Origin of the sequence: Amycolatopsis sp. DSM 110486, from assembly GCF_019468465.1 — a bacterium.
Classification (GTDB): Bacteria; Actinomycetota; Actinomycetes; order Mycobacteriales; family Pseudonocardiaceae; genus Amycolatopsis.
In genome coordinates, this window is the sequence record NZ_CP080519.1 from 9,787,886 (window position 1) to 9,812,519 (window position 24,634).

The following is a 24,634-nucleotide window of genomic DNA, read 5'->3' on the forward strand; positions in this document are numbered from 1 at the left end:
TTGTTCACGGACGTGCCCCTCCCCACCAGGCCTTGTCACCTCGAATTCACAAGTTATCAATTGGTCTGGACCCCCGCCCGGCGGGCCCGCTCGATGTCCGGACCGCGGTAGAGCCGCTCCGGAATGGACGCCAGCGTCGACTCGCGCACCTGCGGGCCCAGGCCGTAGAGCTTCTGGAAGCTCATGATCAGCGGACGCCACGCGTCGGGGTCCACGCGGTCGTCGGTACCGGGCAGGCGGATGTCGTCGTGGACGAAGACGCGCTGGACGCGGACTTCCAGGCCCACGATGGAGCCGTGCTGGGTCTCGTCGTCAGCGGCGAAGGGGTGGGTGGCCTCGAGGACGGCCTCCATGGCCACCGGGCACTCGGCGACGCGTGGCGGCGCGACCGTCTCGGACGAGACGGGGGTGAGGCCCGCGCGGCCGAACTTGTCGGCGACGTGGAAGTAGCCGCGCTGCTGCTTGCCCGGGGGCACCGGGTCCGAGCCTGTGGTGAGCGCGAGCCGGTCGACGGCCGCGGCGAGAGCGGCCGAAGGCAGGTTCAGCACGCATTCGCGCGTGCGCCGCAGGTTCTGGGTGGTCTTCGAGCGCGCGCCCAGGCCGAGCATGGCTCGCCAGCCGAGCCAGAACGCCGAGGACATCGGGGCGAGGTTCGCCGAACCGTCCTCATTGGTCGTGGAGATCAGCACCACGGGGGTGCCGAAGTACAGGATTCCGGGCTCGATGGCCGTGTGCAAGGGAAACGTCGTGTTCACGTTCCCCAGTCTGCGCACGCCGGGCGCGCTCGGCTGGCGGGAAACGGACGTCACGATCACGCCCGTTCCCCACCGGCCGAGCGGCTCAGGCGATGCCCGCCGCCAGCAGTGCCCGCCGCGTCAGCACGCGCGCCAGGTGCCGGCGGTACTCCGCCGACGCGTGGGGCTCGTCGGGCGGCGAGGTGTCCTCGGCGGCGAGCGCCGCGGCCTCGTCGGCCGAAGCGCCGTCCGCCAGCGCCTTCTCCGTCGCCGCGGCCCGCAGCGGGGTGCCGCCGAGGTTGATCAGGCCCACGGACTTGCCGACCACCGCGACGCCCACGATCGCCCAGTCGATGTTCCGGCGCGTGAACTTCTCGAAGCCCCAGCCCAGTCCGGCCTGGCTGGGCAGGCGGATCTCGGTCAGCAGCTCGTCCGGCTCCAGCGGCGTGGTGAACGGGCCCAGGAAGAACTCGGATGCCGGGATACGCCGCTCCCCCGCCGGACCGCGCGCGACGAGCACGCCGTCGGACGCGAGGATCACCGCGGGCAGGTCGGCGGCCGAGTCGGCGTGCACGAGCGAACCGCCGAGCGTGCCGCGGTGGCGCACCTGCGGATCTCCGACGGCACCCGAAGCGTGCGCGATGAGCGGCGCGTGCTCGGCGAGCACCGGGTCGCTGTGGAGGTCGTGGTACCGCGACAGCGCGCCGATCACCACCTCCTCGCCGTCGAGCCGCACGAACTTCAGCTCGTCGAGCGGCGCGATGTCCACCACGACCTCGGGCGCCGCGAACCGCAGTTTCATCAGCGGCAGCAGCGAATGCCCGCCGGCGAGCAGCTTCGCGTCCTCACCGTGCTCGGCCAGCAGCGCCAGCGCCTCGTCCACAGTGGACGCCCGACGGTAGGAGAACTCGGCGGGGATCACCGGTCCACCTCCTGCCCGGAAGCCTCGACCACGGCGCTCACGATGTTGTGGTAACCCGTGCAGCGGCACAGGTTCCCTTCGAGCGCCTCCCGGACCTCGCGTCGCGAGGGCTGCGGGTTCTCCTTCAGCAGCGACACCGAAGCCATCATCATCCCCGGCGTGCAGAAGCCGCACTGGAGCCCGTGCTGCTCGCGGAACGCGCGCTGCACGGGGTGCAGCTCGCCGTCGTCGCCGGCCAGACCCTCCACTGTGGTCACCTCGTGCCCGTCGGCCTGCGCGGCCAGCACCGTGCACGACTTCACCGACTCGCCGTCGAACAGGACCGTGCAGGCGCCGCACGAAGTGGTGTCGCAGCCGATGTTCGTGCCGGTGAGCCCGACGGTGTCGCGCAGGTAGTGCACCAGCAGCGTCCGGTCCGGCACCTCCCCGGCCGTGGTCCGGCCGTTCACCTCGATGGAGACCCGCACGTCAGTCCGCCTTCCTCACGTCGTTCAGGGCCGCCCAGACCCGCATCGGGGTGGTCGGCATGTCCAGGTGCCGCACGCCGTGGTGGGCGAGCGCGTCGACCACCGCGTTGTGCACCGCCGGCGTCGACCCGATCGTCGCGGCCTCGCCGATCCCCTTGACCCCCAGCAGGTTCCGAGTCGTCGGCGTCGCCATGTCCACGAGCTCGAAGTCGGGCAGCTCGGTCGCGGTCACGAACGAGTAGTCCGCGAGCGTGGCCGTGGTCGGGTTGCCGTCCTCGTCGTAGTTCACGACCTCCAGCAGCGCCTGCGCGATGCCCTGGCCGAGCCCGCCGTGGCGCTGGCCGCGGAAGGTCAGCGGGTTCACCACCGGCCCGGCGTCGTCGACCGCGACCAGCCGCCGCACCTCGACCTTGCCCGTCTCCGTGTCGACCTCGACCACGGCGAGGTGCGCGCCGAACGGGAACGTCGGCTTGCCGTCCCCGAACCACACGTCGGCCGACAGCGCCGCGCTCTCGGCCGCGGACACGATCCGCGCCCAGTCGAGCGTGGTGCTCGACGGCGCGCCGCGCACCTGCCAGACCCCGCGTTCCGTGTCGAGCTCCAGATCCTCGGCCGCGGCCTCGAGCAGGTCGGCCGCGAGCTCCCGGGCCTGGGCGATCACCTCGTCGGCCGCCTGCCGGACCGCCGAGCCGCCGAGCTGCAGAGACCGCGAGCCGAACGTGCCGACCGCGCGCGGGACCTCGTCGGTGTCGCCGTGCTTCACGGTGATCTTCGCCAGCGGCACGCCGAGCTGGTCTGACAGGAGCATCGCCAACGACGTCGCCAGCCCCTGGCCGTGCGGCGAGCTGCCCGTGTACGCGGTGACCGAGCCGTCTTCGTGGATATCGACGCGGCCGCTCTCGCCGCTCGCGTCGCCGCCGGTGATCTCGACGTAGGCCGCGATGCCGAGACCCAGTGCCACCGGGTCGCCCGCGGCGCGGCGCAGCTCCTGCTCCGCGCGCAGCTCGGCGTAGCCCGCGGCCTCGAGCACCTTGTCGAGCGCCGCCGCGTACTCGCCCGTGTCGTAGTCCCCGCCGGTCGGCGTGGTGTACGGGAATTCCTCCGGGCGGATGAAGTTGACCCGCCGCACCTCGGCCGGGTCCATCCCGATCTCGGCGGCGAACAGGTCCATCGCGCGCTCGACCGCGGCCGTCGCCTCGGGCCGGCCCGCGCCGCGGTAGGCGGCGATCGGCGTGGTGTTCGTGACCACGCAGCGGCTGCGCGTCTGCACCACGGGGAAGCGGTACACGCCGGGCGCCATCATCTCGGTCAGCGTGGGCAGGAACATGGCGCGCGGGTAGGCGCCGCTGTCCTGCACGACGTCGATCCGGTACGCGAGCACCGCCCCGTCGCGCTTGCCGCCGATGGTCACCGTGTTCTGCTGCGCCCGGCCGTGGGTCATCGCCGTGAGGTTCTCGCTGCGCGACTCGGTCCACCGCACCGGCCGCCCGACGGCACGCGCGGCCCAGCCGAGCAGGCTCGCCTCGGGGTCGGCGCCGATCTTGGCGCCGAAGCCGCCGCCGACGTCCGGCGCGATCACGCGCACGCGTTCCTCGCCGAGCCCCAGAGCACCCGCCACGGTGGTCCGGGCGATCTGGGCGTTCTGCGTGGACAGCCACAACGTCAGCCGGCCGTCCTCGCCCCACGCCGCCGATCCGCCGCGCACCTCGAGCGACGCCGGGGCCACGCGCGGGTTGAGGATCGTCTGCGTGACGACGGCGTCGCAGTCCGCGAACACCGCGTCGTCGAACTCCTCGGCGCCGTTCACCTGCATGACGTTGCCGGTGCCACCACCACCGGGGAACAGCTCGATTTCGCCGGACAGCGCGGCGTCGATGCTCGCCACGGCGTCCAGCGGGTCGTAGTCCACGTCGACCAGCTCCGCCGCGTCGGCCAGCTGGTAGCGCTCTTCGGTGAGCACCAGCGCGACGGGTTCGCCGACGTAGCGCACGACGTCCGTGGCGAGGAACGGTTCGGTCACGGGACCGACTTGCTGAGGCGCGAGGTCGAGATCCGCCGCCGTGAAAACGCCGACGACTCCCGGTGCCTGCTTCGCCTCTTCGGTGTCGATGCCGGTGATGCGCGCGTGGGCGATCGGGCTGCGCACGAAGACCGCGTGGACGGCGCCGGTGAGCGCCGCCTCCCGCAAGTCGTCGACGTACGTTCCGCCCGAGGTGATCAGCTTCTCGTCCTCGACGCGCACCACGCGGGTGCCGACAATGCTCATCTGGCCTCCTGCTCGGGTACCCCGCCGATCATGCCCCCTGGGGTGCCCGCGCGTCAGCCGGGCACGGCAACGGTTCCGCTGCGATCAGCCCGCGTAGGCTTCGCGGGCAAGCATCACCGCGAGCACGAGCCCGCCGATCGCGATCGCGATCCGCAGCGGGGTCGCGGGCAGGTACCGCACGAGGATCGAACCGAGCCAGGACCCCGCGACCGAACCCAGGCACACGGCGAGCGCCGCGGGCCAGAGCACGCGGCCGGTGAACGCGAAGACGGCCGCGGCGATCAGGTTCGCCGTGCCCGTGGCGATGTTCTTGGCCGCGTTCGTGCGGGCCAGCGGCTGCGTCCACACGGTGGTGAGCAGCGCCAGCATCAGCACGCCCGCCGCGGCACCGAAATAGCCGCCGTACACGCCGACCAGGAACGCCGCAGCGCCGGTGACCGGGCCGATGCCGTGGCGCTCCGCGCCTTCCGCCAACCGGCGCAACCGCGGACCCGCCAACAGGACCAGCGCCGCACCGCCGATCAGCCACGGGACCACCACGGTGAACGCGTCGGGCGGCGTCAGCAGCAGCACGAGCCCGCCGCAGCCACCGCCGGCCGTGGTGATCAGGCACAGCGGCAGCAGGCGGCGCCACTGCCCCGTCAGCTCAGGCCGCGCACCGGCGGCCGCGCCCGCGGTGGTGCCGAGCATCGCGACGGTGTTGGTCATGTTCGCGACCACCGGCGGCATCCCGGCGGCGAGCAGCGCGGGGTACGACACGAGCGAGGCCAGTCCCGCGGTGGCGCCGACGAGGCCGGCGCCCACTCCGGCGAGCAGCAAGAGGACGAACTCGCCCGCGTCGATGATCACGCCGGCAATCAGAACACGCGCTCCCGCGCCGCCGTATAGGTTGTTATACATGTCACTTCCGGCGGAACGGACACCGCCGAACGGACGCCCGGCAACAGGCGGACAGGCGAGTACGTTGAAGAGAAGGCAACCCGCCCGGTGCTCGGATTCGCATGGAGGACCGATGCGCGTCACGATCGCGGAGGTCGCCCGCCGAGCGCGGGTGAGCAAGACGACCGTGTCCCGGGTGCTCAACAACAAGTCCGACGTGGACGCCGCCACCGCTGTGCGCGTGCGTGAAGTCATCGCCGCGACGGGCTACATCCCGAGCGCCGGGGCCGTCGGTCTGGCGAAGGGCCGGACCCGGCTCGTCGGGGTGCTCGTGCCGGGACTCTCGCCGGCAGGCGTCGGCGAGGTGTTGCAGGGAGTGGCCGACGTCGTCGAGGAGAGTGACCACGGCCTGCTGCTGAGCACCGCCGCCCGGGGCGCGGACTCGCTCGAGCGCTTCACGCACCAGGTGCGGGCGCACGCGTTCGACGGGCTGCTGCTGCTCGACCCGCCACCCGCTGTCACGGACAACGACGCGCTGCGCGACGCCGACCTCCCGGTCGTGGTCGTCGATGGGGCGCGCTCGGCGTTCCCGTCCGTGACCGGCGACGACGCCGCGGGCGCCGCCGCGGTGGCCCGGCACTTCCTGGAGCGTGGCCGGCGCCGCGTCGCCGTGGTGACGGGTCCCGGCGAACACGCCGCCTCCCGGCTCGCCGGATTCCGGTCCGTACTCGAAGAAGCCGGTTCACCGCTCACCGGGAACGCCGTCACCGAGGCGGCTTCCACCGCGGGCAGCGGCCGCTCGGCCGTGCGGCGGCTCGTCGCCTCGGGCCACGGATTCGACGCCGTGTTCGCCTGTGACGACGTGGTGGCAGCCGGTGTCCTCACCGGACTGCGCGAAGCCGGCCGCACCGTGCCCGGAGACGTCGCCGTGGCCGGGTTCGGCGACCTGCCGCTCGCGGCGTTCACGCACCCGCCGCTCACGACCGTGCGCCGGCCCTCCCGGGCGCTCGGGGAAACGGCGGCGCGACGCCTGCTCGGCAAGCTGACCGGCGACACGCCTCTCGACGGCGTGACCGTGCTGCCGACCGAACTGGTGGTGCGGGAGTCGGCGCCCTGACACGGACGATCCGATGTGGACGGTTCAGCTGGCGAGGCCGGCGTGGCCGAACCCGGCGGGCAGCACAAGGCTGTGACCGGTGTGCTCGACCTTCGCCCGCAGGTACCGGACGTTGGTCTCCGTCGCGAACACGCCCGTGGGCACGCGGTCACGCACGTCGAGACCGTGGGCGGTCAGCTGCGCGGCCTTGTCGGGATTGTTCGACAGCAGGTCGAGCCGGCGCACGCCGAGCGCGGTGAGCATCTGCGCGGCGGCGGTGTAGTCGCGGGCGTCCTCGGGCAGGCCGAGCGCCGCGTTGGCCTCGTAGGTGTCGAGCCCGCCGTCCTGCAGCGCGTACGCGTCGAGCTTGTTGTACAGGCCGATGCCGCGGCCTTCCTGGCGCAGGTAGAGCAGGTAGCCGCCGGTCTCGGAAATCCGGGCGACCGACTCGCGCAGCTGCGGGCCGCAGTCGCAGCGGGCCGAGCCGAAGACGTCGCCGGTCAGGCACTCGGAGTGCATCCGCACGAGCGGCACCGGGCCCGGCTCGCCGAGCACGAACGCGAGGTGCTCCAGCCCGTCGGCGAGCCCGTGGAACGTCACGGCCTCCGAGTCGACGGAGAGGTCGTCGCCCAGCCGCAGCGGGATCCGCACCCGCGTACGCACCTCCGCCACCGTCGCCATCGGCTGCTCCGTTCTCCCAGGTGGTTCAAATTCGAACCACGACTTGATCGACCCTACAACATGGTTCAAATTCGAACAACCTGCGTTACCATGGGTGCATGGCCGACCCCCGATGGCTCACGGATCGCCAGCTGAAGACCTGGCAGGCCTTCCTGGCGGTGAGCTCGCAGCTCAACCGTCGCGTCGAACAGCAGCTTCGCGACGACGCGGGGCTTTCGCACCCACAGTACGAAGTTCTGGCGCGCCTCGCCGCCGCCGGCGGCGCCCTGCGCATGACGGAGCTGGCGGGCGCGGCTCTCACGTCCAAGAGCGGGCTGAGCTACCAGGTCGGCCAGCTGGAGAAGACCGGGCTCGTCGGGCGCCGCTCGTGTGAGTCCGACGACCGCGGCGTGATCGCCTTCCTCACCGATCTCGGCTGGTCACAGCTTCGCGAGGCCGCCTCCGGGCACGCCGCGCTCGTGGGCGAGCTGCTCGTCGACGCGCTCACGCCCGAGCAGTTCGGCGTGTTCAGCACCGCGCTCGACACCCTGGAGTCCCGGCTGCGTGGCGCCCAGCGGCCGCAGCGAACCGCCGTGTGACGCTCGGCACCCGGCACTACGAGCCGACTGTCCTCTGTGTCCAGTCGGGCACGCGCGGTTGCGGCACGGGTTCGGCGGTCAGCAAGGCCAGATCCGGCGGCACCAGCACCGCGGCGGCCAGCAACGCACCGAGCAACAGGTCGTCGCCGCTCGCCGGGTGGAACCGGGCCCGCACGCCGTCGAGGGCGGCCCGCACGCCCAGCGAGGTCCAGTCGCCGCCAGGGTCCAGCACCGCGAGCTGAGCCGCCGCCCGCTCCGGCGGCACCGGCCGTGGCTGCGCCTCCCAGCGCAGGAAGCTCTGGCCGACCACGGTGAGCGCCAGCCGTTCGCGCGTGTCGAGCACCCCGTGCGGCGCGGGTCGCCCGGCGGGCCTGCCGTCGGCGACGTGCACCTCCAGCACGTGCTCCCGCCCGCGCGAGCCGTGCACGAACAACGGCAGGTAGCCCGCCGGCAGCGCGACCGGCGCCGCGCCGGTGAACAGGAGCCGGGATTCCGGCAGCCGTAACGGGACCTTGCCCGTCGCCCGCACCCACCAGCGGTCGCGGTGGTGCTCCAGCACGCCATGGCGGCGGCTCACCCACCGGTCGTCCTCCCCGACCGGCACGGAAACCTCCGCGGTGTTGCGCCCGAACGTCACCGGACCCGGCGCCGACGGCGGCACCAGCACTCCCCCGGCGAGCCCGAGCACGACCAGCGTGCCGGGCGGTGACGCGAAGCCCCGCGCCAGGCTCGGATGCCCGGCGGGCAGTGCCCGCATCCCCTCACCCGTCACGACGCCCCCCGCCCGTTCCCGGCGCGGGGCCTGCCCCACCGCGCGCCGCGAGGCTAACCGGGCGGCGCCGGGACCCCTCCCGGAGCGGTTTCGTCGGGTGGTTCGAGCAGCGCGAGGTCCGGCGGCACCAGCGAAGTGGACAGCAGGAGCTCCTTCACGAGGTTGTCGTTGAGGGAGTTGCCCACCGGCTCACCGACCTCTTCACGAGTGAGGCCCGTGACGCCGGCGCGCGCGAGCCGCGCCCGCACGGCGACCACGAGGTGCTCCACCCGTTTGGGCGTCCAGCGGCTGCCCGGCGCCAGCTCGGAGAGCTGCTCGGCGACCTGCCGCCACGCCATCGGCTGCGGGTAGGGCTGTTGCAGCAGGTAACGCTGGGCCAGCGAGACCAGCACGAGGCGCTCTTCGGGGCTCAGCCGCCACATGCGCGGCGGCTCGGTCACGTCCTGCGGGCGCGACTCCGGCCGGCGTCCGTCCGCCCCCGACACGTACAGCTCCAGCAGGTGCTCTCGGTCGGCCGAACCGCGCACGAACACCGCCGTGTAGCCCTCCGCGAGCGGCACGGGCTCCTCTTCGGGGAACAACAGGCGCGAGCCGGGCATGCGGATCGGCAGCCGCCCGGTGTTGTGCATCCACCACGCGTCGCGCCGGCGCACGAGAAAACCCTGTTTGCGGCTGACCTTCCGGTCGTCCTCCCCCACGCACACGTGGACGTCTTCGCGGTTGCGTCCGAAGAGGACTTCCCGGCCGTCGCGGGGCGGCATGCGCACGCCGCCGGTCACGGCCAGTGCGAAGATCGTGCCCGGCGCCGCGGGCGGCACCCCGTAGGCGAGGCTGCCGTGGTCGGCGCCGAGGGACTCCGCCGGCCCGCCGGATCGCAGCGCGGTCATGCCTGCGGCAGCTTCGCGACGACGTCGCCGGCCAGTGACGTGGCCGGGGCGCAGAGGTCCTGCGACGGCGGGTCGCCGTGGACCACCACCTTGATCTGCTCCACCGCGGCCTCTCCTTGTGCGTCGGTGTAGCGCCGGTAGACCAGCAGCGCCTGGCACGTGTCGTCGGCGAAGTCGTCGGTCGCGAGGTACGCGTCGTGCCCGGAGACCTTGACGAGCTGGCCCGAGTCGCCGTCCGGCGGCTGGTCGCGGTCGAAGATCACCGTGACCGCGCGGTCCGACGCCGAGCTGTCCCAGTCACAGGTCCAGTCCCCGTAGCCAGGCACCACCTGCACCGGCGCCGTGACGCCCGCGGTGCTGCCGAGCGAGGCGGAGCTCAGCAGCGAACACGCGTCCACATCGGACAGCGAACCGGCAGGGACCGGCGTCGACCGCGCGGGCACGCCCGCCACGGCGAGCACCTTCGTCGCCGACGCGACCGCGACGTCGGCGGGCTTGCAGGTGTCGAGGTTGTCGCCGTCGTCGTCGGACACGGTCACGCGCACGAGGTAGTGGTCCTGCAGCTGGATCAGGCGCACGCACGCGCCGTCCTGCGCGGGGTCGCCGAACACGTCGAACGGGCCGGAGCGCGAGCGCTGCCCCTCCGGCGCGGCGCCGCCGGACGGCGGGTCCTCCAGCTCGACCTTCACGTCGGCCTGAAGATCGTTGCCACGCTTGAGGATCACGTCGCAGCGGTCGAAGTTGCCGTAGTCCGGGTCCACCTCGGGGTCGCCGTAGGGGCGCAGCGGCACCGCGTCCACGAGCCGGCACGGATCGGCCGAACGCGGGTCCTTGCCGATGCCGAGCTTCGCCGGAGCGGCGGGCACCTTCGAAGCCGCGGCCGGAGTCGGCGGCTTTCCACTGTCCGGCAGCAGGATCAGGGCCACGCCCGCGAGCACCACGACGGCGGCGACCGCCCCCGCGATCACGAGCCGCCGCCGGCGCCTGTCGGGCCGGCGGCGCAGCGGCGACGAGGGAGGCAGCCCGCCCACGCCGGCGACCAGCAGGTCGTGCGCGGCGGCCGCGGTGGGCCGGTCTTCGGGAGCCGTCCGCATCAACGCGGCGAGCACGGGCGCGAGTTCACCGGCCTTGCGCGCCGGCGGGACCGCGCCCTCGGCCGCGCGCCGGATGGTCGCGTACTCGTTGCCGCCGCCGAAGGGCGGAGCGCCTTCGACCGCGGAGAACAGCGTGGCGCCCAACGAGAAGACGTCGGACGCGGCGGTCGGCGGGTGTCCCTGCGCGACTTCCGGCGCGAGGTAACCGGGGGTGCCGCCGATGTGCGGGGAGTCCGTGACCGTCTCGTCGGTGCGGACCGAGCGCGAGATCCCGAAGTCGGTGAGCTTGGCACGGCCGTCGTCGGTGATGAGGACGTTGCCGGGCTTCACGTCGCGGTGCACCACGCCGCCCTCGTGCACCGCCGCGAGCGCGCCCGCGACCTGCACGCCGATCTCGGCGACCGTGCGCACGGTCAGGCTGCCCTCGGCGGTGAGGACCTCGGCGAGGCTGCGCGAGGGCACGTACTCCATCACGAGCCACAGCTCGTCGCCCTGGGCGACGACGTCGAAGAAGGTCACCACGTTCGGGTGCTGCACCCCGGCGGCGAGCCGGGCCTCGCGACGCAGGGTGCGGCCGCTGACCGCATCGGAAAGCCGCGCCTGCTTGAGTGCCACCTCACGATCGAGCTGCTCGTCGTGCGCACGCCAGACCACGCCCATGCCCCCGGTGCCGATCCGCTCGAGCAGTCGATAGCGCTCCGCGATCAGCCGGTCACCCTGCACCGACGCTCCCCTCGGCGTGGTCGGACCTCTGTGAGGTAACTCGCAGTAACGATACTGCATCACGTCCGGTGGCAGGAAGCGGCCCGGATCGCGACCACTCCCCCGATGCCCGCCTACGGTCCGGGCACAAACGACTCCCACGCCGAAGACAACCACGTCGACCCGCCGATCCACTGCGAGGTCGGAATCGACAAATCGTCCCGTGACGGATACGTCGTCCCCGAGCCGGCCTGCGCGCCGCGACCCCGGCGCCGGTTCCCTTGCCCGCCAACAAGAATCGGCCCCGAACCGCGCTGCGCTGCGTGAACACCCGGGTCACCCGTCCGGCCGATCAAGCGTCCACAGTGGACATCGAAACCGGCACGGCGGTCCAGGATTCGACGTATAGGCCGTTATACGGATGGGTGCGGCCGGGTGAATCCGCTGCGGAGCGCCCGGATCGGCGATTGGATCACGGTGGCCGGGGGTATCTGGCGGAGGTGACGGCAGGCGCGCCGCCGAAGGAGACCTCCATGCTCAGTCACCACGAACGCAGCGAGCTGGACAAGATCGAACGCTGGTTCGAGTTCAGCGATCCGGAACTGGCGGCGACGCTCTCCCGAGGCAGGCCGGGGCCGAACCGTCGTCTGCTCACCCTCTTCGCGGTGCTCTTCGACGTCTCGGCCGTCGCGTTCCTCGTGGCCGGTGTCGTCACCACGAGCCCCGCCTTCACGCTGTGCGCGCTGTTCGCCGCCGGCGGCGGGGTGGCGCTGCACGTCGTGCGCGGGCACGGCCGCTCCTGACGCGGCGGGAGCCGCGGCGCGTTTGACGTGCGCTCACCCGGGTCCGCGCCGCACACTGGTGCGGTGTCCGCCTGGGTCCTGCACGTCGATCTCGACCAGTTCATCGCCGCGGTCGAGATCGCGCGCCGGCCCGAGCTGCGCGGCCGGCCGGTGGTCGTGGGCGGCAACGGCGACCCCGCCGAGCGCGCCGTGGTGGCCACCGCGTCCTACGAAGCGCGCGAGTTCGGCGTGCAGTCCGGCATGCCGATGCGGCTGGCCGCGAAACGCTGTCCCGACGCAGTGTTCCTGGCCACCGACGCGCCCGCGTACCAGGAGGTCTCCGACCGCGTCATGGCGCGGCTGCGTGAGCTGCCGGTGGTGGTCGAGGTGCTCGGGTGGGACGAGGCGTTCCTCGGCCTCGACACCGAAACCGTCGACACCGACACCCCCGAGGCGTTCGCGGCCGAGGTCCGCCGGGCGGTCGAGGACGAGACCGGGCTTTCGTGCTCGGTCGGCATCGGCGACAACAAGCTGCGCGCCAAGCTCGCCACCGGATTCGCGAAACCGGCCGGGATCTTCCGCCTCACGCGGGAGAACTGGTGGGCCGTGATGGCCAAGCGGCCCACCGACGCGCTGTGGGGCATCGGGCGCAAGACGGCCAAGAAGCTCGCCGAAGCCGGGTTCACCACGGTGCTGCAGCTGGCCGGCGCCGACGCGGACGACCTCGCCGCGCGGTTCGGCCCGCGCCTCGGCCCGTGGTACCGGGTGCTGGCGGGCGGGATCGGCGACGCCGAGGTCACCGCCACGCCGTACGTCGCGCGCTCCCGCAGCCGCGAGACGACGTTCCAGCAAGACCTCACCGATCCCGCGCGCATCGCGGAAGAAATCGACGCCCTCGCCGTGCGGGTCGCCCGCGACGTCGTGGGCGAGGGCCGCCCGGCGGCGCGCGTCGCGGTGAAGGTGCGCTTCGCGCCGTTTCACACGCACACCCACAGCATCACGCTGCCGGAGCCGACCTCGGACGCCTCGGCGATCGGGCGCGCCGCGCGCGAGGTGCTCGGGATGTTCACGCTGGACCAGCCCGTGCGACTGCTCGGGGTGCGCGCGGAGTTCCCGCACCCGCCCGCGTGATCGGACGCGGTGACCGGCGGGGGCGCGTTTGGCCGAGCCTGTCGGCGGGGTAATCGGGACTCCGGGCACACGAGTGAGGTGAGGCATGTCCGAAAACGGAGTCCCCGCGACCGGTTCCGACGACCGATTCGGCGGGCTGGGTGGCGAGTTCCTGGACCTCACGCGGTCGCTGCTGGAGGTCACGACCGTCGGGGGCGTGCTGCAGCAGCTCGTGACGGCGGCGGTCCGGGTGATCCCCGCGGCGAGCGTCGTCAGCATCACGCTGCGCTCGCCCGACGGGCTGTTCTACACCCCGATCGAGACCGATGCGATCGCCGTCGAGCTCGACCAGGTGCAGTACCGCACCGGGGAGGGCCCCTGCCTCGACGCGGCCCGCCCGGACGGCCCGGCCCACGCGGAGAGCCAGGACCTCGCCCACGAGACCGAGTGGCCGAAGTTCGGACCGGCCGCGGCCGAACGCGGCATGGGCTCGATGCTCGCCATCGCGTTGCTGCCCGACGCCCGTGAGCCGCAGTTGTCCGGTGCCCTCAACGTCTACGCGCGCGAGACCGGCGCACTCACGCCCACCGACCGCGACCTCGCGCTGCTGCTGGCCACCCACGGTTCGCTGGCGCTGGCTACCACCAACGCCGTGACGACCGCGGACCTCCAGCGGGCGCACCTGCGCAAGGCCATCGACGCGCGCGACGTGATCGGCCAGGCGAAGGGCATCCTGATGCAGCGGCGGGGCATCTCGGCCGACGAGGCGTTCGACATCCTGCGCCGCACATCACAGGACCTCAACGTGAAGCTCGCCGTGCTCGCCGAGACCCTGGCCACGCGCCACACCGAGCTCGACCTGCCCGGTCCGCGCGCTTGACAGCCTCCGGCCCACCTTGCCATGGTGGGAACCGGTAGAACGAACCGTGCGCCGCGAGGGCGCACTCCGGGCCGAGAGGCGCTGCGACGGAAGCCGAGAGTTTCCGCCACGCTCGGCCCGCGAGTTCCGGACAAGGGCGCCTCCTGCGAAGGAGGTGCCTTTTTTGTTGACCCAGCTGTCGTCGACGCGGACGTCGTCGGCACAGGTGTTGCCGTCCCAGGAAAAGCCGGCGGACGGCCTCCTCATCTCCTGAACCCTCCCGGGTGAGCCCGGTGCTGCCGAACGCGGTGGTGCCGCGATTCCCCGTGCCCTGAAACAGAAACCAGAACCGTATCGAATGGGAGCGGAACCTCTATGAGCCCGAAACTGCAGAACGTCGGCGGACTCGAGTTCGCGGTGGCCGACCTGGCGCTCGCCGAGGCCGGGCGGACGCAGCTGCGCCTGGCCGAGCACGAGATGCCGGGCCTGATGGCGATCCGGCGAGAGTTCGCCGGGGCGCAGCCGCTGAAGGGCGCCCGCATCGCCGGCTCGCTGCACATGACTGTGCAGACCGCGGTGCTGATCGAAACCCTCGTGGCGCTGGGCGCCGACGTTCGCTGGGTGTCCTGCAACATCTTCTCCACCCAGGACGAGGCCGCGGCCGCCGTCGTCGTCGGTCCGAACGGGACGGCCGAGCGGCCCGAGGGCACGCCGGTGTTCGCGTGGAAGGGCGAGACGCTCGACGAGTACTGGTGGTGCACCGACCTGCTCTTCCGGTTCGCCGACGGGCAGGGCCCCAACATGATCCTGGACGACGGCGGCGACGCGACGCTGCTCGTCCACAAGGGAGTCGAGTTCGAGGCCGCGGGCGCCGTGCCGGCCGCCACGGACGCCGACGCCGAGGAGTACGCGATCGTCCTGCGCACGCTCGCCGAGAGCCTCGCCGCCGACCCGAAGCGCTTCACGCGCATCGCCGGCGAGGTCCGCGGTGTGACCGAGGAGACCACCAACGGCGTCAAGCGGCTCTACAAGCTGGCGACCGAGGGCACGCTGCTGTTCCCGGCGATGAACGTGAACGACTCGGTGACGAAGTCCAAGTTCGACAACAAGTACGGCATCCGCCACTCGATGGTCGACGGCCTCAACCGTGCCACCGACGTGATGATCGGCGGCAAGCTCGCCGTCGTCTGCGGGTACGGCGACGTCGGCAAGGGAGCCGTCGAGGCGCTGCGCGGCCAGGGCGCGCGCGTGGTGGTCACGGAGATCGACCCGATCTGCGCGCTGCAGGCGGCCATGGAGGGCCTCGACGTGGTCGAGTTGGACGACGTCGTGGAGCGCGGCGACATCTTCCTCACCACCACCGGCAACTTCGGCATCATCTCCGCCGCGCAGATGGCGCGGATGAAGCACAACGCGATCGTCGCCAACGTCGGCCACTTCGACAACGAGATCGACATGGCCGGCCTCGGCAAGGTGCCCGGCATCCGCAAGCTGGAGATCAAGCCGCAGGTGCACGAGTGGGCCTTCGCTGGACAGCACGAGGGGCGCCCAGCGCACTCGATCATCGTGCTGTCCGAGGGCCGGCTCATGAACCTCGGCAACGCCACCGGGCACCCGTCGTTCGTGATGTCGAACTCGTTCGCGAACCAGGCGATCGCGCAGATCGAGCTGTTCACCAAGCCCGGCGAGTACCCGGTCGGCGTGCACCGCCTGCCCAAGCTGCTCGACGAGAAGGTGGCGCGGCTGCACCTCGACGCGCTCGGCGTGAAGCTGACGAAGCTCACGAAGGAGCAGGCGGAGTACATCGGCGTGGACGCGGCCGGCCCGTTCAAGCTGGAGCATTACCGCTACTGAGCCCCGGGCCGCCCCGGCGGAGACCGGAGGCCGGAAATAAGGGGTCCTCCGGCTCCGAGGGGGAGGGAGAGCCGAAGGACCTCGTTAGTGTTAGCACATCGCCAAGCCGGTGTACACAGCTGCATACACGATCGGGTAAGGATCGGGGCCGGAGGGGAAACCCTCGGCGGAAAACCGTGAAGGCCTCGTTCCCCGGCGGTCCGGGGAACGAGGCCTTCACGGTCACTGGGCCGCGGGAGGGCTCAGGAAGCTTGCCGAAGCTCCGCCTCGACCTCGACGGCGAGCGTGCAGGAGCACTCCGCGTCGACAGTGTGGCAGTCGATGATCAGGCCGTGGCGGACGCGGTCGAGGTCCGCGCAGCTCTCGTCCGTGCACTCGGCGAACCCGCCGTCCGGGTGAACCACCAGGGTGCCGTGACAGTGGTCGATCCCGCTGGTGCAGAACGCGCACTCCATGCTCAGGCCGCCTTCCGCTCTCGTGCTCTCGAACCGGCTCAGGTCAACACCGGCTCTTATCAGACCGGACAGCTTCTTGGTACCACCGGTGGGCGCCAGAGTCTGGCATACGGGCGGCGTGTCGCCGCAGCCGGTCCGGTGATCTCGGACCGGCGGTGATGTCCCCCGGCTTTCCCGGGGCTCGGCGGGAAAAGCTCGCTCAGGCGCTCTTCGGCCGGCGGGTCCGCGGAGCGGCCTTCTTGGCCGGCTTCTCCTCGTCCGGCGCGGCCTTGCGAGAGCGCGACGAGGTACTCTTGGCCGGCGCCGCCGAACGCGTCTTGCGGGCTTCGGAAACGCTCGCCTCCAGGGCCGCCATGAGGTCGACGACGTCGGCTTTCGCCGCCACCGCACCGGGTTTCGTCGTCTCGTTGCCCGAGACCTTGGCCTCGATCACGGATTCGAGCGCCTCACGGTAGCCGTCGGTGTACTTTTCGGACTCGAACACCGGTTCCGACAGCGAATCGATCAGCGAGCCGGCCATGGTCAGCTCCTGCGGGCGCACTTGCGGCGGATCCTCGCGCAGGAACGGGAAATCGGGCGTGCGCACCTCGTCTGGCCAGAGCATCGTGGTCATCACGAGCACGTCGGACACCACGCGCAGCAGCGCCAGGCTCTCGCGCTGGCGCACGGCCACCTTGGCGATCGCCACGTGGCTGGCCTTGTGCAGCGCGTCGCGCAGCACCACGTACGGCTTGACGGCGTTCTTCTGCGGCTCGAGGTAGTAGGTCTTGTCGAACTGGATCGGGTCGATCGACTCGAGCGGCACGAACTCCAGCACGTCGATCGTGCGCTGCGTGGCCAGCGGCAGGTCGGCGAGGTCGGCGTCGGTGATCACGACCATCTCGCCGTCGGGCAGCTCGTAGCCCTTGGCGATCTCGGCGTAGGGCACCTCCTGCCCGTCGACCGAGCAGAAGCGCTTGTACTGGATGCGGCCGCCGTCGGACTCGTGCACCTGGCGCAGCGAGACGTTCTTGTTCTCCGTGGCCGCGTACAGCTGGATCGGGATGCTGACCAGCCCGAACGAGACCGAGCCCTTCCACATCGACCGCATGCGCGCTCCTCCGCCGTCCGCCCGTGCTCCACTCACGCTCGGTAACAACCGTAGCCCGGATCATCCGATCCCGACAGTCCCGCCGGTCGGCGCGGCTCCCGACCGGCCCAGCCTGACCTGCGACGACCCGCCGGGACCGGTCACCCGGGGTAGCGGCTCCCCGGAGGCGCCACGTCACGCAAAAGTGCGGGGCACGCAGATTATTGCGTGCCCCGCACTTTTGCTACGCTGGTTCGCATGACCTCCGAATCCGTGGCGCCCGTGCTCGGGCTGCGCGAACGCAAGAAGCTGGCGGCCCGGCAGGCGCTGGGTGCCGCGGCGCTGCGGCTCGCGCTCGAGCGTGGCCTGAACCAGCTGCGAGTCGAGGACATCGCGAGCGAGGTCGGCGTGTCGCCGCGCACGTTCAACAACTACTTCTCCAGCAAGGAGGAGGCGGTCTGCTCGTTCATCGTCGCGCAGCAGGAGCGCGTGCGGGAGGCGCTGCGGGCCCGGCCGGCCCACGAGCCGCTGTGGGAGGCCGTGATCAACGCGGCGGTGGAGCAGGCCTCACGCGACGGCTCGCCCCGGCGCGAGGACGTGCGCCGCATGCGCGACATGGTGCGCAACGCCGGACTGTTCGCGGAGATGCTGCGCGCGCACGCCACCGTGGAGCGCGTACTGGCCGAAGCCGTCACCGAACGGGCGGGCGGCACCGCAAATCCGTTGCACGCGAGGATGCTCGCGGGGATCGTACAGAGCGCCTCCCGCATCGCGTTTCACACGTGGCTGACCTCCGGGCCGGACGCCGAGTTCCTGCCCACGTTCGTGGACCTGCTGCGGGAGGCTTCCGCGGGCATGCCCACCCTGGCCGCGGCCGCGGCGAGCACCACCGCACCATGAGCCACCCGAACCGTCCAAAACAGACACACCACCACAGAACACCATCCTGGGGGAGAACCGACCCGTGCTGATCCGCCTGTTGCGCAGTCATCTGCGCCCCTACAAGACGACCATTTGGCTGGTCGTCGTCCTGCAGCTGGTGCAGACGCTGGCCGCGCTGTACCTGCCGACGCTCAACGCCGACATCGTCGACAACGGGCTCGTGAAAGGCGACACCGGCTACATCATGCGGATCGGCGGCATGATGCTGCTGGTCACGCTGGTGCAGATCGCCGGCTCGATCGGCGCCGTCTACTTCGGCGCCCGCACCGCCATGTCCCTGGGCCGCGACGTGCGCGGCTCGGTGTTCCACCGGGTCCAGGACTTCTCCGCCCGCGAGGTCGGCCAGTTCGGCACACCCTCGCTCATCACCCGCACCACCAACGACGTGCAGCAGGTCCAGATGCTGGTGCTGATGACGCTGACGCTGATGGTGTCGGCACCGATCATGTGCGTCGGCGGCATCCTCCTGGCGCTGAACCAGGACGTGCCGCTCTCGTCGCTGCTGCTGGTGATCGTGCCGGTGCTGGGCGTCGCCGTCGGCCTGATCATCGCCCGTATGCGTCCGGCGTTCCGGCTCATGCAGGTGCGCATCGACAAGATCAACCAGGTGATGCGCGAGCAGATCATGGGCATCCGCGTGATCCGCGCGTTCGTGCGCGACGAGCGCGAGCGCGAACGCTTCGGCCAGGCCAACGACGAGCTGCTCACCGTGTCGCTGCGCGTCGGCCGGCTGATGGCGCTGATGTTCCCCACCGTGATGCTGGTGGTCAACGTCTCGAGCGTCGCCGTGCTGTGGTTCGGCGGGCACCGCATCGAGAGCGGCTCGATGCAGATCGGCGCGTTGACGGCGTTCCTGGCCTACCTGCTGCAGATCCTGATGTCGGTCATGATGGCCACGTTCATGTTCATGATGGTGCCGCGCGCCGAGGTGAGCGCGGAGCGCATCTCCGAGGTCCTCGACACCGAGTCGAGCGTCCGCCCTCCGCTGAAGCCGGTCTCCCCCGGCCGCGTGCACGGCGTGCTGGAGCTGACCGGCGTCGAGTTCTGCTACCCCGGCGCGGAGAAGGCGGTGCTGCGCGACATCTCGCTGAGCGCGCGCCCCGGTGAGACGACCGCCGTGATCGGCAGCACGGGCAGCGGCAAGACCACCCTGCTCAACCTGATCCCCCGGCTCATGGACGCCACCTCCGGCACCGTCCGCGTGGACGGCGTCGACGTGCGCGAGCTCGACCCGGCCGTGCTCGCCTCGGCCGTCGGGATGGTGCCGCAGAAGCCGTACCTGTTCGCGGGCACGGTGGCGAGCAACCTGCGTTACGGCAACCCGGACGCCACCGACGACGAGCTCTGGCACGCGCTGGAAGTGGCGCAGGGCAAGGACTTCGTGCAGAAGATGACCGAAGGGCTCGCCTCCCCGATCGCCCAGGGCGGCACGAACGTCTCGGGCGGGCAGCGCCAGCGTCTCGCCATCGCGCGGATGCTGGTGCACAAACCGGAGATCTACCTGTTCGACGACTCGTTCAGCGCGCTGGACTACGCGACCGACGCGGCGCTGCGCCGCGCGCTGACCGACGAGACCCGCGAGGCGACGGTGGTCATCGTCGCGCAGCGCGTGAGCACCATCCGGGGCGCCGACCGCATCATCGTCCTCGACGACGGGCGCGTCGTCGGCACCGGAACCCACCACGAACTGATGGACGGCAACGAAACGTATCGCGAGATCGTGCTTTCGCAGCTGACCGAGCAGGAGGCGGCGTGAGCGAGGAAGAGGGCACCACGGGAGCGGTCGCGACGGAGGTCGGCGAACGGCCGACCGCGGCGCGCAACAAGAACGTCGCGCCCGCCGCGGGGCCGGGGCGGTTCATGGCCGGCGGCATGCCGCCGGAGAAGGCGATGGACTTCAAGGGGTCGCTGGCCCGGCTGCTGCGCCTGCTGAGGCCGCAGCGGGCGGCGCTGATCGGCGTGCTGATCCTCGGCACGGTGAGCGTCGCGCTGACCGTGATCGGGCCGAAGATCCTCGCGCGTGCCACCGACCTGATCTTCGCGGGCGTGATCGGCAAGAACCTGCCCTCCGGCGTCACGAAGGACGCCGTCGTCGCGGGCCTGCGGGCGCAGGGCAACACCACGCTCGCGGACATCTTCGCGCGCGCCGACATCGTGCCGGGCCAGGGCATCGACTTCACAGCCGTGGGCCAGGTGCTGCTGATCGTGCTGGCGCTGTACGTGATCGCGTCGTTCTTCGGCCTGATCCAGGCGCGCCTGACGACGAGCCTCGTGCAGGGCGCTGTCTACTCGCTGCGCCGCGACGTCGAGGAGAAGCTCGCGCGGCTGCCGCTGCGCTACTTCGACCGCCAGCCGCGAGGTGAGGTGCTCAGCCGCGTCACCAACGACATCGACAACCTCGCGCAGTCGCTGCAGCAGACGCTCTCGCAGATCGTCACCTCGGTGCTGACGGTGATCGGCGTGCTGCTGATGATGTTCCTGATCTCACCGCTGCTCGCGATCATCGCGCTGCTGACCGTGCCCGTGTCGGTGTTCATCGCGGCCAAGATCGGCAAGCGCGCGCAGCCGCAGTTCATCAAGCAGTGGGCCACGACGGGAAAGCTCAACGCGCACATCGAGGAGATGTACACCGGCCACTCGCTGGTCAAGGTCTTCGGCCGGCGTGAAGAGGCCGAAGCGATGTTCCGCGAGCAGAACGACACACTGTACAACGCGAGCTTCCGGGCGCAGTTCATCTCCGGGACGATCCAGCCGGCGATGATGTTCATCGGCAACCTGAACTACGTGCTGGTCGCCGTGATCGGTGCGCTGCGCGTGGCGTCGGGCACCCTGACGCTGGGCGACGTGCAGGCTTTCATCCAGTACTCGCGCCAGTTCAGCCAGCCGGTGACCCAGATCGCGAGCATGGCGAACCTCCTGCAGTCGGGCGTCGCGTCGGCCGAGCGGGTGTTCGCACTGCTCGACGCGAAGGAGCAGGAGCCCGAGCCCGCGAACCCGGAGCGCCCGGCCGTGGTCCACGGCAAGGTCGAGTTCCACGACGTGTCCTTCCGCTACCTCGAGGACACGCCGCTGATCGAGAACCTCTCGCTCACGGTGGAGCCGGGCCAGACGGTCGCGATCGTCGGCCCGACCGGCGCAGGCAAGACCACGCTGGTGAACCTGCTGATGCGGTTCTACGAGATCGACAGCGGGCGCATCACGCTCGACGGCGTGGACATCGCGAAGATGAACCGCGAGGAGCTGCGTGACAAGACCGGCATGGTCCTGCAGGACGCGTGGCTGTTCGGCGGCACCATCGAGGAGAACATCGCCTACGGCGCCGACGACGTGACCCACGAGCAGGTCGTGGAAGCGGCCACCGCGACCTACGTGGACCGCTTCGTGCGCACGCTGCCCGACGGCTACGCCACGGTGATCGACGACGAGGGCGGCACGGTCAGCGCCGGTGAGAAGCAGCTGATCACGGTGGCGCGGGCGTTCCTCGCGAAGCCGGCCATCCTCATCCTCGACGAGGCGACCAGCTCCGTGGACACCCGCACAGAGGTGCTCATCCAGCACGCGATGAACTCGCTGCGCGAGGGCCGCACGAGCTTCGTGATCGCCCACCGCCTGTCCACGATCCGCGACGCCGACGTGATCCTGGTGATGGAGTCGGGCCGCATCGTGGAGCAGGGCGACCACGAAACCCTGCTGCACGCGGGCGGCGCGTACTCCCGCCTGTACGCGGCGCAGTTCGCCGAGGCGATGGCCGAGACGGACTGATCCGGGGCGTTCGATCCGGGGCGGTGCCGCTGTGATGAAACACGGTGGCGCCGCCCCGGATGCGTTTACGGGCTCTGGTTCTCCAGGCGTGCTACAGGCGGGGCACGTTGCGCAGATTGGACTTCGCCAGCTGCAGCATCTTGCCCACTCCGCCGCCGAGGACGGTGCGGCTCGCGGCGAGTGCGAAGCCGCGCACCTGGGCGGCGGTGATGTTCGGCGGGATCGACAGCGCGTTGGGATCGGTCACCACGTCGAGGACCGCGGGGCCGTCGTGGTCGAGGATCTCGCGGATGCCCTCGCGCACGTCGGCCGGCTTCTCGACCCGGCGGGAGTGCAGGCCGGACGCGCGGGCGATGGCGGCGAAGTCGACGGAGTCGTGGTCGGTGCCGAACTCGGGCAAGCCGTCCACGAGCATCTCGAGCTTCACCATGCCGAGCGAGGAGTTGTTGAACACCACGACTTTCACGGGCAGCGCGTGGGTCTTCAGCGTGAGCAGCTCCCCCATCAGCATCGCCAGCCCGCCGTCGCCGCACATCGCCACGACCTGGCGACCCGGCGCCGCCGACTGCACGCCGATGGCGTGGGGCAGCGCGTTGGCCATGCTGCCGTGCACGAACGAGCCGATCAGCCGGCGCCGGCCGTTGGGCGTGACGTAGCGGGCCGCCCAGACGTTGCCCATGCCGGTGTCCACGGTGAAAACCGCGTCGTCGGCGGCCTCCTCGTCGAGGATGTCGGCGACGTACTCCGGGTGCAGCGGCACGCGCTGCGCGACGTCGCTCGTGTACGCGTCGACCACGCGCTGCAGGCTGCGTTCGTGCTTGTGCAGCATGCTGTGCAGGAACGAGCGGTCCTCGCGGCGGCGCAGCCGCGGCAGGGCGGCGCGGATTGTGGCGCCGATGTCGCCCAGCACCCCGAACTCGAGCACCGAGCGGCGGCCGATGCGGGCGGGGTCGATGTCCACCTGCACGGTGTTGCGCTGCGGCAGGAACGTGTCGTACGGGAAGTCGGTGCCGAGCAAAAGCACGAGGTCGGCCTCGTGCATCGCGTCATAGCAGGAGCCGTAGCCGAGCAGGCCGCTCATGCCGACGTCGAACGGGTTGTCGTACTGCACGAACTCCTTGCCCCGCAAGGAATGCCCCACGGGCGCGCCGATCGTGTCGGCCAGCGCGAGGAGGTCTTCGTGGGCGTCGCGGCAGCCCGCGCCGGCCATGATCATCACCTTCTCGGCGCGGTTGATCCGCTCCACGAGCCGGTCGACGTCGGCCGCGGCGGGCACGATGGCCGGTGGAGTGCCGAGCGGCGCCGACACCCCCGTCGGGTTCACGGCGGACTCGTGCGAGACGTCGCCGGGCAGCACCAGCACGGCCGCGCCGCGCCGGCCCACCGCGTTCTGCACCGCGATCCGCGCGAGCCGCGGCATCTGCTCGGGGCCGCTCACCAGCTCGCAGTAGTGCGAGCACTCCGCGAACAGCTGCTGCGGGTGCGTCTCCTGGAAGAAGCCGGTGCCGATCTGAGTCGACGGGATGTGCGACGCGAGCGCGAGCACCGGCGCGCCCGAGCGGTGCGCGTCGTAGACCCCTTGCAGCAGGTGCAGGTTGCCAGGACCGCAGCTGCCCGCGCACACGGCCAGCTCACCGGTGAGCTGCGCCTCGGCGGCCGCGGCGAACGCGCCGGCCTCTTCGTTGCGCACGTGCACCCAGTCGATCCCGCCGCGCGCCGAGCCGCCGGTGCGGCGCACGGCGTCGACCACGGGGTTGAGGCTGTCGCCGACCACGCCGTAGATGCGGCGCACGCCGGACTGCACGAGAACGTCGATCAGCTGGTCGGCCACGGTCGCCATGAGCGGTCCTTTCCCTCGGGTCCCCGGCAGTCTCGCACCTCCCGGTGAACGTCGCTCGCCCTTGACAACTATTCTTGTCAATGACACCGTGGAATTCCCGTCAGGTGAGGAGGAACCGGTCATGACCCACGAGTTCGACGTAACCAAGCAGGTCCGCCTGCCCGCACCCCCGGAGGCCGTGTGGGACGCCGTGGCCACGGGACCGGGCATCGACTCGTGGTTCATGGGCAAGCACGAGGTCGACGCCCAGGCGCGGCGCGTCCGCTTCGCCATGGGCGAGTTCACCAGCGAAGCCGAGATCACCACGTGGGAGCCACCGCGGCGCTTCGCCTACCGCGCGACGCCGGCGCCCGACGGCAGCTTCGACGCCTTCGAGTTCCTCGTGGAGGCGGCCGAGGGCGGCACGTCGGTGCTGCGCTTCATCCACCACGGCTTCACCGCGCAGGACTGGGGCGAGGAGTACCACGAGGGCTTCAGCCGCGGCTGGGACATGTACCTGCACACGCTCGGCCAGCTCCTGCAGCACTTCCCCGGCCGCCGCGCGCGGTTCGTGATCGCCGCCGGTCCGGAGTCGTCGGCGTCGCCGGAAGCCTGGCCGAAGCTGGTGCGAGCGCTGGGGCTGCCGGACGCGCCCGAGGCCGGGCAGCCGGTGCGGTTCGCGGTCGACGCCGTCGGGCCTGTCGAGGGCATCCTCGACTACACGACCCCGCACTACGCGGGCATCCGGACCCCGGACGCGCTCTACCGCTTCCACGAGCGGTCGGGGATGGGGATGCCGATCGCGATCGGGCACCACCTGTTCGCCGGCGACGCCGACGTCGAGCAGGAAAGCAAAGCCTGGCAGGCGTGGCTGGAGCGCGTACTGGCGTGATCGGGCGCTAAA

22 protein-coding genes and 1 riboswitch are annotated in these 24,634 nt (G+C 71.3%); of the genes, 10 read left to right on the forward strand and 12 right to left on the reverse strand.

Going from position 1 to position 24,634, the window contains the following annotated elements; translation table 11 throughout:
* Nucleotides 1-56: 56 nt before the first annotated feature.
* The 5 genes from K1T34_RS47215 to K1T34_RS47235 all read right to left on the reverse strand — a co-directional run bounded on the left by K1T34_RS47215 (nucleotide 57) and on the right by K1T34_RS47235 (nucleotide 5,238).
* Nucleotides 57-755, reverse strand: a complete 699-nt coding sequence (locus K1T34_RS47215) for a flavin reductase family protein (RefSeq protein WP_220247777.1) — start codon at nucleotides 753-755, stop codon at nucleotides 57-59.
* 85 nt (nucleotides 756-840) lie between these two features.
* A complete protein-coding gene (locus K1T34_RS47220) occupies nucleotides 841-1,656 on the reverse strand; it encodes a xanthine dehydrogenase family protein subunit M (protein WP_220241315.1) in 816 nt (271 codons plus the stop codon).
* Nucleotides 1,653-2,123: a (2Fe-2S)-binding protein gene (locus K1T34_RS47225; protein ID WP_220241316.1), complete on the reverse strand. Its 471-nt coding sequence runs from the start codon at nucleotides 2,121-2,123 to the stop codon at nucleotides 1,653-1,655. Before K1T34_RS47225 ends, K1T34_RS47220 begins: the two co-directional genes overlap by 4 nt.
* Nucleotide 2,124: 1 nt before the next feature.
* On the reverse strand, nucleotides 2,125-4,389 hold the full coding sequence (locus K1T34_RS47230) for a xanthine dehydrogenase family protein molybdopterin-binding subunit (RefSeq protein WP_220241317.1): 2,265 nt from the start codon (nucleotides 4,387-4,389) through the stop codon (nucleotides 2,125-2,127).
* Between the two features lie 84 nt (nucleotides 4,390-4,473).
* The gene (locus K1T34_RS47235; protein WP_220241318.1) at nucleotides 4,474-5,238 is read right to left on the reverse strand and encodes a sulfite exporter TauE/SafE family protein; all 765 of its coding nucleotides are present in this window, start codon (nucleotides 5,236-5,238) and stop codon (nucleotides 4,474-4,476) included.
* Nucleotides 5,239-5,401: 163 nt separating this feature from the next.
* On the opposite strand from K1T34_RS47235, the gene K1T34_RS47240 reads away from it, so the two are divergent.
* The gene (locus K1T34_RS47240) at nucleotides 5,402-6,385 is read left to right on the forward strand and encodes a LacI family DNA-binding transcriptional regulator (protein ID WP_220241319.1); all 984 of its coding nucleotides are present in this window, start codon (nucleotides 5,402-5,404) and stop codon (nucleotides 6,383-6,385) included.
* Nucleotides 6,386-6,409: 24 nt separating this feature from the next.
* On the opposite strand, the gene ribA is transcribed toward K1T34_RS47240, so the two are convergent.
* A complete protein-coding gene (gene ribA, locus K1T34_RS47245) occupies nucleotides 6,410-7,045 on the reverse strand; it encodes a GTP cyclohydrolase II (protein WP_220241320.1) in 636 nt (211 codons plus the stop codon).
* A gap of 98 nt (nucleotides 7,046-7,143) precedes the next feature.
* Here ribA and K1T34_RS47250 point away from each other — a divergent pair, with 98 nt between their 5' ends.
* Nucleotides 7,144-7,623: a MarR family winged helix-turn-helix transcriptional regulator gene (locus tag K1T34_RS47250; RefSeq protein ID WP_220241321.1), complete on the forward strand. Its 480-nt coding sequence runs from the start codon at nucleotides 7,144-7,146 to the stop codon at nucleotides 7,621-7,623.
* A gap of 16 nt (nucleotides 7,624-7,639) precedes the next feature.
* Here K1T34_RS47250 and K1T34_RS47255 read toward each other — a convergent pair whose 3' ends face one another.
* From K1T34_RS47255 to K1T34_RS47265, 3 genes are all read right to left on the reverse strand, one after another.
* On the reverse strand, nucleotides 7,640-8,380 hold the full coding sequence (locus K1T34_RS47255) for an FHA domain-containing protein (RefSeq protein WP_220241322.1): 741 nt from the start codon (nucleotides 8,378-8,380) through the stop codon (nucleotides 7,640-7,642).
* A gap of 68 nt (nucleotides 8,381-8,448) precedes the next feature.
* Nucleotides 8,449-9,282, reverse strand: coding sequence for an FHA domain-containing protein (locus K1T34_RS47260; RefSeq protein WP_220241323.1), 834 nt, complete (start codon nucleotides 9,280-9,282; stop codon nucleotides 8,449-8,451).
* Nucleotides 9,279-11,099 (reverse strand): serine/threonine-protein kinase, encoded by a 1,821-nt coding sequence (locus K1T34_RS47265; protein WP_220241324.1) that lies wholly within the window; start codon nucleotides 11,097-11,099, stop codon nucleotides 9,279-9,281. The genes K1T34_RS47260 and K1T34_RS47265 overlap by 4 nt, the downstream gene beginning before the upstream one ends.
* A 512-nt stretch (nucleotides 11,100-11,611) precedes the next feature.
* Here K1T34_RS47265 and K1T34_RS47270 point away from each other — a divergent pair.
* The 4 genes from K1T34_RS47270 (at nucleotide 11,612) to ahcY (ending at nucleotide 15,683) form a co-directional block, all read left to right on the forward strand.
* Nucleotides 11,612-11,881 (forward strand): DUF3040 domain-containing protein, encoded by a 270-nt coding sequence (locus tag K1T34_RS47270; RefSeq protein ID WP_220241325.1) that lies wholly within the window; start codon nucleotides 11,612-11,614, stop codon nucleotides 11,879-11,881.
* Nucleotides 11,882-11,944: 63 nt separating this feature from the next.
* Nucleotides 11,945-12,991 carry a DNA polymerase IV gene (locus K1T34_RS47275; protein ID WP_220241326.1) on the forward strand — a complete coding sequence of 349 codons (1,047 nt, stop codon included), beginning with the start codon at nucleotides 11,945-11,947 and terminating at the stop codon, nucleotides 12,989-12,991.
* An 85-nt stretch (nucleotides 12,992-13,076) separates the two neighbouring features.
* Nucleotides 13,077-13,850 (forward strand): GAF and ANTAR domain-containing protein, encoded by a 774-nt coding sequence (locus tag K1T34_RS47280; RefSeq protein WP_220241327.1) that lies wholly within the window; start codon nucleotides 13,077-13,079, stop codon nucleotides 13,848-13,850.
* A gap of 67 nt (nucleotides 13,851-13,917) precedes the next feature.
* Nucleotides 13,918-13,999: riboswitch (S-adenosyl-L-homocysteine riboswitch) on the forward strand.
* Nucleotides 14,000-14,204: 205 nt separating this feature from the next.
* Entirely contained in the window at nucleotides 14,205-15,683 is a 1,479-nt protein-coding gene (gene ahcY, locus K1T34_RS47285) for an adenosylhomocysteinase (RefSeq protein ID WP_220241328.1), read from the forward strand.
* Nucleotides 15,684-15,925: 242 nt separating this feature from the next.
* Here the strand turns inward: ahcY and K1T34_RS47290 are convergent, their stop codons facing one another.
* Both K1T34_RS47290 and K1T34_RS47295 read right to left on the reverse strand, forming a co-directional pair.
* On the reverse strand, nucleotides 15,926-16,138 hold the full coding sequence (locus K1T34_RS47290) for a hypothetical protein (protein WP_220241329.1): 213 nt from the start codon (nucleotides 16,136-16,138) through the stop codon (nucleotides 15,926-15,928).
* Between the two features lie 199 nt (nucleotides 16,139-16,337).
* Entirely contained in the window at nucleotides 16,338-17,228 is an 891-nt protein-coding gene (locus K1T34_RS47295; protein WP_220241330.1) for a Ku protein, read from the reverse strand.
* Nucleotides 17,229-17,465: 237 nt separating this feature from the next.
* On the opposite strand from K1T34_RS47295, the gene K1T34_RS47300 reads away from it, so the two are divergent.
* The 3 genes from K1T34_RS47300 to K1T34_RS47310 all read left to right on the forward strand — a co-directional run bounded on the left by K1T34_RS47300 (nucleotide 17,466) and on the right by K1T34_RS47310 (nucleotide 21,911).
* Nucleotides 17,466-18,107 (forward strand): TetR/AcrR family transcriptional regulator, encoded by a 642-nt coding sequence (locus tag K1T34_RS47300; RefSeq protein ID WP_220241331.1) that lies wholly within the window; start codon nucleotides 17,466-17,468, stop codon nucleotides 18,105-18,107.
* Nucleotides 18,108-18,171: 64 nt separating this feature from the next.
* Nucleotides 18,172-19,905 carry an ABC transporter ATP-binding protein gene (locus tag K1T34_RS47305; RefSeq protein ID WP_220241332.1) on the forward strand — a complete coding sequence of 578 codons (1,734 nt, stop codon included), beginning with the start codon at nucleotides 18,172-18,174 and terminating at the stop codon, nucleotides 19,903-19,905.
* Between the two features lie 104 nt (nucleotides 19,906-20,009).
* Nucleotides 20,010-21,911, forward strand: a complete 1,902-nt coding sequence (locus K1T34_RS47310; RefSeq protein WP_220247778.1) for an ABC transporter ATP-binding protein — start codon at nucleotides 20,010-20,012, stop codon at nucleotides 21,909-21,911.
* Between the two features lie 91 nt (nucleotides 21,912-22,002).
* On the opposite strand, the gene K1T34_RS47315 is transcribed toward K1T34_RS47310, so the two are convergent.
* Nucleotides 22,003-23,751: a pyruvate dehydrogenase gene (locus K1T34_RS47315; RefSeq protein WP_220241333.1), complete on the reverse strand. Its 1,749-nt coding sequence runs from the start codon at nucleotides 23,749-23,751 to the stop codon at nucleotides 22,003-22,005.
* Nucleotides 23,752-23,872: 121 nt separating this feature from the next.
* Here K1T34_RS47315 and K1T34_RS47320 point away from each other — a divergent pair, with 121 nt between their 5' ends.
* Entirely contained in the window at nucleotides 23,873-24,622 is a 750-nt protein-coding gene (locus K1T34_RS47320) for an SRPBCC domain-containing protein (protein ID WP_220241334.1), read from the forward strand.
* The last annotated feature ends 12 nt before the right edge of the window (nucleotides 24,623-24,634 follow it).

What these genes read in the sequence shown, in the direction of transcription:
- ahcY (WP_220241328.1), top strand. Translation starts at nt 14,205, where the DNA reads ATGAGCCCGAAACTGCAGAACGTCGGCGGACTCGAGTTCGCGGTGGCC.
- K1T34_RS47300 (WP_220241331.1), top strand. Translation starts at nt 17,466, where the DNA reads ATGACCTCCGAATCCGTGGCGCCCGTGCTCGGGCTGCGCGAACGCAAG.
- K1T34_RS47310 (WP_220247778.1), top strand. Translation starts at nt 20,010, where the DNA reads ATGGCCGGCGGCATGCCGCCGGAGAAGGCGATGGACTTCAAGGGGTCG.
- ribA (WP_220241320.1), bottom strand. Translation starts at nt 7,045, where the DNA reads ATGGCGACGGTGGCGGAGGTGCGTACGCGGGTGCGGATCCCGCTGCGG.
- K1T34_RS47270 (WP_220241325.1), top strand. Translation starts at nt 11,612, where the DNA reads ATGCTCAGTCACCACGAACGCAGCGAGCTGGACAAGATCGAACGCTGG.
- K1T34_RS47320 (WP_220241334.1), top strand. Translation starts at nt 23,873, where the DNA reads ATGACCCACGAGTTCGACGTAACCAAGCAGGTCCGCCTGCCCGCACCC.
- K1T34_RS47255 (WP_220241322.1), bottom strand. Translation starts at nt 8,380, where the DNA reads ATGCGGGCACTGCCCGCCGGGCATCCGAGCCTGGCGCGGGGCTTCGCG.
- K1T34_RS47315 (WP_220241333.1), bottom strand. Translation starts at nt 23,751, where the DNA reads ATGGCGACCGTGGCCGACCAGCTGATCGACGTTCTCGTGCAGTCCGGC.
- K1T34_RS47295 (WP_220241330.1), bottom strand. Translation starts at nt 17,228, where the DNA reads ATGCGGTCGATGTGGAAGGGCTCGGTCTCGTTCGGGCTGGTCAGCATC.
- K1T34_RS47230 (WP_220241317.1), bottom strand. Translation starts at nt 4,389, where the DNA reads ATGAGCATTGTCGGCACCCGCGTGGTGCGCGTCGAGGACGAGAAGCTG.
- K1T34_RS47260 (WP_220241323.1), bottom strand. Translation starts at nt 9,282, where the DNA reads ATGACCGCGCTGCGATCCGGCGGGCCGGCGGAGTCCCTCGGCGCCGAC.
- K1T34_RS47290 (WP_220241329.1), bottom strand. Translation starts at nt 16,138, where the DNA reads ATGGAGTGCGCGTTCTGCACCAGCGGGATCGACCACTGTCACGGCACC.
- K1T34_RS47250 (WP_220241321.1), top strand. Translation starts at nt 7,144, where the DNA reads ATGGCCGACCCCCGATGGCTCACGGATCGCCAGCTGAAGACCTGGCAG.
- K1T34_RS47280 (WP_220241327.1), top strand. Translation starts at nt 13,077, where the DNA reads ATGTCCGAAAACGGAGTCCCCGCGACCGGTTCCGACGACCGATTCGGC.
- K1T34_RS47240 (WP_220241319.1), top strand. Translation starts at nt 5,402, where the DNA reads ATGCGCGTCACGATCGCGGAGGTCGCCCGCCGAGCGCGGGTGAGCAAG.